Consider the following 345-nt stretch of genomic DNA (forward strand, 5'->3'; position numbering starts at 1 on the left):
CCACCACCGCCCTTCTTGGCCGCGTCCTCCGTGGCCTTGGCGTAATCAATACCGAGGAGGTCGCCGAGACCGATCGGGCCGACGGTGCCGGGCTTGTGGTCGGCCACCTCCTGGGCGAGCAGGCCGATCTGGGTTCGGGGCCAGTCGCCGTAGCGGTACGAATAGACCTTCTGGCCGTCGTACAGCTCGCCCATCTCAGTCGGCCACCCGAATGGCGACGCTCAGCCGGCCGTCAGGGGCAGCAGCGGCCGAGCGCGCTACATCGGCGGCGCCAACCGAACCGATGGAGCTGAGAATGGATGACGAAACTCTGCGGAACACCGCCGCAATGGTCATGGCACAAGG

The 345-nt window shown here is 67.0% G+C and carries 1 pseudogene; it reads right to left on the bottom strand.

The features are described 5' to 3' along the window. Window positions 1-194, bottom strand: a pseudogene (locus MKK63_RS32240) (tail fiber domain-containing protein); the annotation flags it as partial. Between the last annotated feature and the right edge of the window lie 151 nt (window positions 195-345).

The sequence above is a fragment of the Methylobacterium sp. J-088 genome (assembly GCF_022829295.1).
In the GTDB taxonomy this organism is placed as follows: Bacteria; Pseudomonadota; Alphaproteobacteria; order Rhizobiales; family Beijerinckiaceae; genus Methylobacterium.